This window comes from Nonlabens sp. (genome assembly GCF_047636915.1).
Lineage (GTDB): Bacteria > Bacteroidota > Bacteroidia > Flavobacteriales > Flavobacteriaceae > Nonlabens.
In genome coordinates this window covers 1-8,876 of record NZ_JBLIGN010000095.1, presented here as the reverse complement: position 1 = coordinate 8,876, position 8,876 = coordinate 1, and the positions used below count along the sequence as shown (strand labels likewise).

General features: G+C 37.3%; 7 protein-coding genes. 2 read left to right on the top strand and 5 right to left on the bottom strand.

Translation table 11 applies throughout. From position 1 onward, the window contains the following. The coding region (locus tag ACJAT0_RS11410) for a bifunctional alpha,alpha-trehalose-phosphate synthase (UDP-forming)/trehalose-phosphatase (protein WP_415181754.1) at positions 1 to 1,746 on the bottom strand (1,746 nt) is incomplete at its 3' end. Between the two features lie 80 nt (positions 1,747 to 1,826). On the opposite strand from ACJAT0_RS11410, the gene ACJAT0_RS11405 reads away from it, so the two are divergent. Next, positions 1,827 to 3,599, top strand: a complete 1,773-nt coding sequence (locus ACJAT0_RS11405) for a glycoside hydrolase family 15 protein (protein WP_374003042.1) — start codon at positions 1,827 to 1,829, stop codon at positions 3,597 to 3,599. A gap of 233 nt (positions 3,600 to 3,832) precedes the next feature. On the opposite strand, the gene ACJAT0_RS11400 is transcribed toward ACJAT0_RS11405, so the two are convergent. The 4 genes from ACJAT0_RS11400 to ACJAT0_RS11385 form a co-directional block, all read right to left on the bottom strand. Then, complete coding sequence (locus ACJAT0_RS11400) at positions 3,833 to 3,961, bottom strand: type II toxin-antitoxin system HigB family toxin (protein ID WP_415181753.1); 129 nt, start codon at positions 3,959 to 3,961, stop codon at positions 3,833 to 3,835. A 144-nt stretch (positions 3,962 to 4,105) separates the two neighbouring features. Beyond that, a complete protein-coding gene (locus tag ACJAT0_RS11395; RefSeq protein ID WP_374003041.1) occupies positions 4,106 to 4,927 on the bottom strand; it encodes a DNA/RNA non-specific endonuclease in 822 nt (273 codons plus the stop codon). Beyond that, entirely contained in the window at positions 4,928 to 6,031 is a 1,104-nt protein-coding gene (locus ACJAT0_RS11390) for an ABC transporter permease (protein ID WP_374003040.1), read from the bottom strand. It lies immediately after the preceding gene. Beyond that, the gene (locus ACJAT0_RS11385; protein ID WP_415181752.1) at positions 6,031 to 8,271 is read right to left on the bottom strand and encodes a carboxy terminal-processing peptidase; all 2,241 of its coding nucleotides are present in this window, start codon (positions 8,269 to 8,271) and stop codon (positions 6,031 to 6,033) included. Before ACJAT0_RS11385 ends, ACJAT0_RS11390 begins: the two co-directional genes overlap by 1 nt. Before the next feature lie 93 nt (positions 8,272 to 8,364). On the opposite strand from ACJAT0_RS11385, the gene surE reads away from it, so the two are divergent. Continuing rightward, positions 8,365 to 8,876 (top strand): 5'/3'-nucleotidase SurE (gene surE / locus ACJAT0_RS11380; RefSeq protein ID WP_415181751.1); only part of this gene is annotated, 512 nt, incomplete at its 3' end.

The following is an 8,876-nucleotide window of genomic DNA, read 5'->3' as shown; positions in this document are numbered from 1 at the left end:
TTTCCAGTTCTCGCCTTTGGATCTCATAGAGACTCCGTGATCTGAAATTAAGGTAAAAGGGGTGTTTTTAAACCAGTTGTTCAGGCTCTTCTGGTCGCGTCCACTTATGATGACTAGGTCTACATTAAGTTTCTCATTAATATCATGAAGTAATTCTAATAATTTTGGGTCTGGTATAGCATCTTCAGGACGCTCAGAGAAATTAACTAATGTGCCATCATAATCTAAAAAAAGAATACAAGTTTCATTGGAATTAATGGCTTCTGTAAAGGAAGTAATAAGGCTGTTGTCCAGAGGATCAGCTTCCATAGTGCTCAAGGTGTTATGGGTGTCGTTGAGGGAGCTCATAAAATCACTTGCCCATTTTTTTACATCGTATCGCGATACTCTTTTTTTGAGCGATTTCATGCGTCTTTGTTGTTCTTCAAGCGGCATGTCGATTGCTTGTTTTAAGCTGTTTGCCATATCTTCAAGATCGTATGGGTTGATATGTATGGCTTCATTTAATTCTTTAGTAGCGCCTGCCATTTCACTCAATACCAATACGCCGTCATTGTTAGTACGTGTGGCTACATATTCCTTTGCTACCAGATTCATACCATCACGTACGGGCGTTATTAATGCGATGTCGCATGAGGTGTATAAGTCTATTAAATTTTCAAAAGGCATGGTTCTAAAAAAGTACCAGATGGGTGTCCAGCTTACCGTAGAAAAGGCGCCGTTTACACGTCCTACAAGTTCATCTGTTTCTTCTTTTAAGCGTTTGTATTGCGGTACTTTAGAGCGTGATGGAACCGCTAGCATGATCAGTCTTATTTTTTCTTTGTACTGTGGATACTTCGTTAAGAAATACTCAAAAGCTCTTATGCGGTTGGGAATTCCTTTGGTATAATCTAATCGGTCGATGGACAATACCATTTTGACATCTTTTCCGGGCACCAGGTGATCGTCAAGGCGTTTTTGAACTTCAGACTTCTCTTCTTCTGATTGGTTGTTGTGTTTTAAAGCTGCTTGTTCAAACTTGCTATAATCAATTCCCATTGGGAATGAATCTACTTTTATAGTTCGATTTTGATAATTGATTTTATTAAAACTCACATCACAATGCAAAATACGTTTCACCGAGCTTAAGAAGTGGCGTTCATAATCATAGGTGTGAAAGCCTAGTAAATCGGCACCTAACATACCTTCAAGGATTTCTTTACGTTTAGGAAAGGTTCTAAAAATCTCAAAGGAAGGAAAAGGAATGTGTAAGAAAAAGCCAATTGATAAATGGGGCCTCTTTTCTTTGATAAGCTGAGGTAATAGCAAGAGCTGGTAATCGTGAATCCATATTTTGTCACCATCGTTTGCACGAGCAATTACGACTTCAGCAAATTTTTCATTAACTCGTTTATAGGTTTCCCAAGAAGTCATACTAAACTCTGCATATTCGATAAAGTAGTGAAATAGGGGCCACAGCATGCGATTACTAAAGCCATAATAATAATGCTTGATGTCTTCTTTGTTGAGATTAACGGTGGCACATTGTTCTTTTGAAACAGCTCTTTCTACTTTCTTACTCAGTTCTGGATGGAGCTCTTCATCAGTTAATCCTGACCAACCTATCCATAAACCATTACTATTGCGATGAACAGACTTCATTCCCGTTGCTAGTCCGCCTACACTTGGAGTGACCTGGAGCTCAGAGCCATCAAGTTTTATTTGAAGTGGTAGTCGATTTGAAACGATTATAGTCTTATTCATAGCTATTCTTTGTTTTTATCGGTTTATTTGTGTTTATTTAACCAAACATATAGATTTAATACTAAGAAAAGGACAATTACATGAATAATCTTGATTACGGCATTATTGGAAACTGTAGATCAGCGGCCTTAATTTCAAAAACGGGCTCTATTGATTGGTGTTGTTTGCCTGAATTTGATTCGGCTTCCTTATTTGCAAAATTATTAGACGATAAAAAAGGAGGCCATTTTTCCTTTACCGTAGATGCTTCTTATGCGATTTCCCAAACCTATGTAGAAAAGACCTGTATTTTAAAAACAAGTTATACCTCGCCAGAGGCTAGTTTTGAAGTTTATGACTTTTTACCTCGTTACATAAAGCAAGGAGGAAATTACCACACACCGCCTGAAATTTTAAGATATGTAAAACGCACCCAAGGGGTGCCAACGTTTAAAGTCGATTTTTCACCACAGCTCAACTATGCATCGGGTACAACCATACAGTTTGATAAAACTGATTTTATAGTAAGCTTGATAGAAGCTGACAAATTTGAAAGCTTGTTTTTATACACAAATTTGAGCCATCAAGCAGTTCTAGATCACACTGAAATTGCACTAGAAGAAGATGCTTATTTTCTGTTGAGTTATAATGAAAAGATAAGCTTACCTTATTTAGATACGGTTCTTTCTGAGTTAGAGTTCACTAAAGCTTATTGGGAACAATGGAGTTATAAAACCCCAAGATTTAAGCATTACAACAATGAAATTTTACGTAGCGCACTAACCTTAAAGTTATTAAGTTATGATAAAACAGGTGCGATTCTTGCCGCGGTAACAACTTCATTACCGGAAACTATAGGTGAGGTTAGAAATTGGGATTATAGATTTTGCTGGATTAGAGATGCTTCTATGGTGGTAAAAGTGGTCTCGCAGCTAGGACACGACCGAATGATAAAACGTTATTTACAGTTTATTATCGATTTGATTCCTGATAAAAATGAGAAACTGCAAATCATGTATGGTATTAATAAAGAAAAACAGCTTACGGAGCATATTTTAGAACATTTAAGCGGGTATAAAGACTCAGCGCCAGTTCGAATTGGTAATGCTGCATATGAGCAAAAGCAAAATGATATTTACGGTATTTTGATGGATGTGATCTATCAAGAGCTGATTAAGTATAACTGCGATATTGAAAATAGGGAAGAGTTATGGACCATAACTAAAGGCATCGCTTGGGTAGTGAAAAACCACTGGCAAGAACCGGATAAAGGTATTTGGGAATTCCGGAATGAAGACCGACATTTTACGTTTTCAAAGGTTTTATGCTGGGTAGCGATAGATCGAGCTATAAAAGTGTCCAAGCTATTTGGTAAAACTTCAAAACTAGAACGCTGGCAAAAGCTAGAGCAAGACATTAGAACAGACATCATTACCCATGCTTGGAATGAAGACGTTCAAGCGTATACCCAATCCTATGGATCAAAAGATCTAGACGCATCTGTATTACTTATGGAAAGTTATGGCTTTGTGGATGCACAAGAAGAACGGTTTAAGCAAACTGTAGAAGCGATAGGTAGGGAATTGTCAAATGATGGTTTGCTGTACCGTTATAAAAGTGAAGACGATTTTGGCTTGCCCAGTTCCTCCTTTACCATTTGCACTTTTTGGTATATCAACAGTCTGGTTAAAATAGGAAAGCTGGAACAAGCTCAGAAGGAATTTGATCGCTTACTTAGTTATTCCAATCATTTAGGCTTATTCAGTGAGGACATTGATTTTAAGACCAAACGTTTATTAGGTAATTTCCCTCAGGCATACTCTCACCTTGCGCTTATAGAAACGGCTATGAACTTTAATAAACAGTTGGACTAGGTTGGATTTTCTGATTGTATTTTTTATAACTTTATGGGTAGATTATATATAAAATAAGCTAAGCGGAGTAGTGTTTCGTTAAATGTTACCAGTGAATTCTTTGTTCTTCTTATCAAATCTATGATTAAAAGAATTTCTGGTTGTATTTCATACTGATCTTCAAGACATGTTTCATCCAATTTCAAATAGTTGCTGGGTCAATAGTGTCGCACTTCTATATGAGTTTCTATAAACTACTTAGTGTCGCAACTATGAAATACCACACGGCTATTTTCAAGAATGCTAGCGGAAGAATATTGTTGTTTAAGTTCATCAGGACTTTTATAATCTGCTTCTGAAGCTTCTGAAGCTTCTGATGCCAAGCTAAAAGTTATTGTTTCGAATCTGGATTTTCCTCTCCATATTCCCTTAATGCTCATTTTGCCAAAACAGTAACGTCTTTATTTTAAATCAAATATCATTAATCCATACTCCATACTCCATAATCCGTACTCGATATTCTATCTTCACCATCCCTTAAAACTTTTACCAGCTTCCAGTTGCTCCTCCATACCATCAGGAAGTTGTGCAAAGAAGTCCGTTCCTGTTAATTTTTCAATCTCATCAACGCTGGTTATAAACTCATAGATGGATTTGTTGGATTTTTTATGTGGGATTAAAAAGGCAAGCATTTTACTACCGGCAGCATCATAGCGATAAAGAATCTTGTAGTAGTGCTCTGGAACAGATACCTGTTCTGTTCCTATATATTTCAAATTATCTTTTAAAATCGGGCCTGTGATGACATATACCTCATCATAACTTTGGGCATAATATCTGATTTTTTGTTCTAACGTATTCCATATTCCTGCATTGAAATCATGCAGTTGCGGACTTATATTAGAGGTCAAAAAAGTCTCGTCGTAAGCTGCTTTGGTAGATTTTCTATCGCCAGCAGGAACAAGATGTCCTTTATCATAGCCGCTTTTTTTATAATTGCGCCAGTGTGCAGCTCCAGTGGTCACTTTGTTATCTATTTCAAAATAGGGTCTATTGTAATCGCTGTTGGTGATGTCTCTTGTTCTTAAAACGTGCGCTGTCCATTCTGCTTGTTCATGTTGCTCATTGTATGACAGACTGTAGGTGTGGTGGTGTACGATTTGGTTATTTGAGGTGGGTAAAAAATCCTTACGGGAAAGTGATTTTATTCCATCGCCATTCGCATCGCGTTTCAGAAAATTATTTTCAGAGTAGTTTTCTTCTGCGTAAGCGCCGTCTTCATTACTTTGATAAACGTAATAAATTGCCGCACAAGCTAATATTATAATGGGATAAACGTATTTTCTCATCTAACTGGTTTTTACGTCCAGAGCATCTCGCAATGCATTTCCCAATAACATAAAAGCCATTACTAAGGTCATGATAGCAATTCCTGGAACGATGGCAAGGTACGCCTTGTCTAGAATGATATACTGGTAGTGGTCCTTAATCATGCTGCCCCAACTAGGCATAGGTGGTTGTGCTCCTAGTCCTAGAAAGCTCAATCCACTTTCTATAAGAATGGAAGCCGCAAAATTTGCTGCACTGATTACAATGACTGGTGCCATGATGTTGGGTAAAATATGCCGGGTAATAATTCTATAACTGTTGAAGCCTAGGGCTTTTGCCGCGGTTACATATTGGTATTCTTTAGCAACAATCATTTGACCCCGCACCACACGAGCCACTTCTACCCACATGGTTAACCCAACGGCTATAAAAACGGTAAGAAATCCTTTGCCTAGGGCAATACTAATTGCGATGACCAAAAGTAAAGTGGGAATGGACCAGGTCACATTAATGATCCACATGATGGCAGCGTCTATTTTACCACCGTAATACCCTGCGACTGCGCCCAAAAGAATGCCTATAATTAACGAGATCAAAACAGCTACAAAACCTATAGAAATACTAATTCTAGTTCCAATCATCATGCGGCTCAAAAGATCGCGACCATATTTATCTGTGCCTAGGATAAATGTTTTTTTAGAGGTGTAGCTTTCGCGAAAGCGAGATAATTCTAATCCATTTGCAACTTCAAAATCAGTACGTATAAAGGCTAATTGGCTTCCATTTACGTCAAAAGGCCGGTAATAAACGATACCGTTTTCTACCTTTAATTTAGAAAAAGGAATTTCTTCCACAGTTGATTTTTTCCCATTCCACCAGTCCCAAAAACTAATTGAAGTCTCGTTCGAGTTAAGTTCTAGCATATCTACAGTAAAACCTGGAGGCTGTGAATGCACGGAAATATGCATTTGGTTGGCATATTGCGTATCATCTGGTGCCAGAACGTAAGCAAATATGGCGATAAAGGCATAAAATAGAATAACGCTAAAACTCAAAACGCCCCAGAAGCTTTTTTTAAACTTCTGGAGCGCTAGAGCACTTAGTGATGTGGTTTTAAGAGGCATTAATTTTTAACGCTCCATTTAGTCTTGTTGTCGTTTTGGATGTTGTTCATGCGTAAATCTTTAAGAACATTCACAGCTTCTGCCACGTAGATGTCTTTTTTTAGATTTTTGATCCATGCTTCTCTTTTATCTCCTAAGGCACTATCAGTTTTGATGAGAGTCTTTTCATAAGCCAGAATATCAAAATTTAAGCTGTTCTTATAATCAGATAAGGTCTCAAATTTTTCAGTTTCTTTTTCTAGTCGGTCTAATCGCTCTTTGTAAGCGGTCAAACTTAATGGAAGCTCATTGTCGTCTCTTTGATTGCTCAACCATTTTGCGTTTTCATCGATGAGTCTAAAACTAGGATTTGTATCCACTCTTTTTTGGGCTCTATTAATAGATTCTGCCAAATTAGCATAACCAGGGAATTTATCATATTCGGCTTTGGGAATTTCGTCATAAGGAAGAGGGAATTCTTCATCACGTTCTCCTACTTCAATATAACTGAATCTACCAGGCGTAACAACATCGCTTTTTACACCTTCTAACTGCGTGCTGCCACCGTTAATTCTATAGAATTTTTGAGTGGTTAATTTTACGGCTCCTAGATCTCCGTATTCATTATTCCGTACCCATTGATTGAGGTCTTCAAAGTTCTGTACCGTTCCCTTTCCAAAGGTTTGCTTACTTCCTATAATCACAGCGCGATCATAATCTTGCAATGCCGCAGCAAGAATTTCACTAGCACTGGCGCTAAATTCGTTTACCATAATTACTAATGGTCCCTTCCAAAGAATTTCTCCACTATCACTATCTCTAAGCGTTCGAGTTCTTTTATCTTTTAGAGCGATTTGAACTACAGGCCCTTTATCTACAAAAAGTCCTGCCATCTCGACCACTTCTCTTAAAGAACCGCCACCGTTATTACGCAAGTCTATGATAAGTCCATCCATTCCCTCCGTCTTTAACCTATTGATTTCTTGAGCGATGTCACTTCCAGAGGCGCGACCGGTAGGGTCTTCCATATCAAAATAGAATTTAGGAAGATCAATAAAGCCAAATTTAAAAGCTTCGTCTTCTCCTATAACAGACTTAGCAAAGGTTTCTTCTAACTGTACGATATCCCTAATTAATGTGATTTCTTCGATGGATCCATCTACTTTTTTAAGAGTAAGCATCACTTTACTTCCTTTAGGACCTTTGATCAATTCTACAGCATCGCTTATTCTCATTCCTACGATTGAGGTGGCCATGGTGTCATTTTCTTGGGCTACTTTTAGAATCTTATCTCCTACCTCTATATCTTCACTTAAAGATGCTGGACCACCAGAAATTATTTCAATAACACTGATGTAATCCATCTTCTTTTGGAGTCTTGCTCCTATTCCTTCTAATTTACCACTCATAGAAATATCAAAACTATCTTTATTTTGTGGTGGAAAATAGTTGGTGTGAGGATCAAAATGGGAAGTGATGGCATTTACAAATAGAGAGAAGTAATCCAATCGCTCCACATCATCATTATTATCAAAGCTCTCTAACATGGACTTTTTAATCTCTGCTCTAGTTTCCTTTTCTAATTCCTCAAGACTTTTCTTTTCTTTTTGTGGCTGGCTCTTTTGATCGGTATTAAAAGCGTTGGTTTTTTCACTCCTGTTTTTAGTTTCCTCTTCTAGCTGTTCTTTTTGTTCTTCAATCTTATCGTAATAAGTTGCTAAAGCAGAAAGTTTTAATATCTTTCTCCAGTGATTTTTTAATTCCTTTTTGTTTTTTGAATAGGGAATCTTTTCATAGTCGGTATTGATACTTTCTTGTACGGTAAAATCAAAAGGTTTTTCTATCAACTCTGCAAAGATCTTTTCAGATTCTTCTTGACGTTTTAGAAGCCTTTCGTAGGTCAGGTTAAATAACTCTACTTTACTATCGCGTATTTGATCATCGATCAGGTATTCGTAAGCTTGAAATTCTTTGAAATCGCTTTCTAAGAAATATCTTTTTCCTGGATCCAAGTCTGTGATGTAAATATCAAAAATGTCTTTTGAGAACTCATCCGTAAGATCAGCCGGTGAAAAGTGGTTTCTTTTTAGCACATGAGATATCAAGTTGACCAGCAACTGTTCTTTTTCTTTATCTCCGGGATCCACGGTATTGTTAGTAAAACTGCAGCTAGCCGTAGCAACAAGTAGTGCAAAAATTGCTATTATAAAGTTATTCTTTAGGAAATTCATAAGGATTTTCATTTGTCTCTTTCTATGCATGTAAAAACCGTGCCAATTTTAGATGGTTAAAGTAAGGCAAGAATCTTACATGCTAAGGCTAATTTACTTAATTTTAACCACCTTAAAAATCTTATGGAAAATAAAAACAAACCACTCATTTTAGTCACTAATGATGATGGTATTACGGCAAAAGGAATCAGAACATTAATAAGCATCGCTAGGGAATTAGGAGATGTAGTTGTTGTGGCCCCAGATAGCCCGCAAAGTGCTATGGGACACGCTATAACTATAAATGACACGTTGTATGTTAAGGAGTTTTTACAACACGATTACGACCATAAAGAATACACCACTAGTGGGACACCAGTAGATTGTGTAAAAATGGCCAGTCATGAAATATTAGATCGCAAACCAGATTTATGTCTTAGTGGCATCAATCACGGCAGTAACAGTGCGATCAATGTAATTTACAGTGGTACGATGAGTGCCGCTATGGAAGCGGGAATAGAAGGAATACCTGCTATAGGCTTTTCTTTATGCGATTACGACCATGATGCAGACTTTTCTCCATCTAGAGAGTTTGTTAAACAAATCATTGAACAGGTCCTAGAAAAAGGAATGGCAAAAGGAGTTGTTTTTAATGT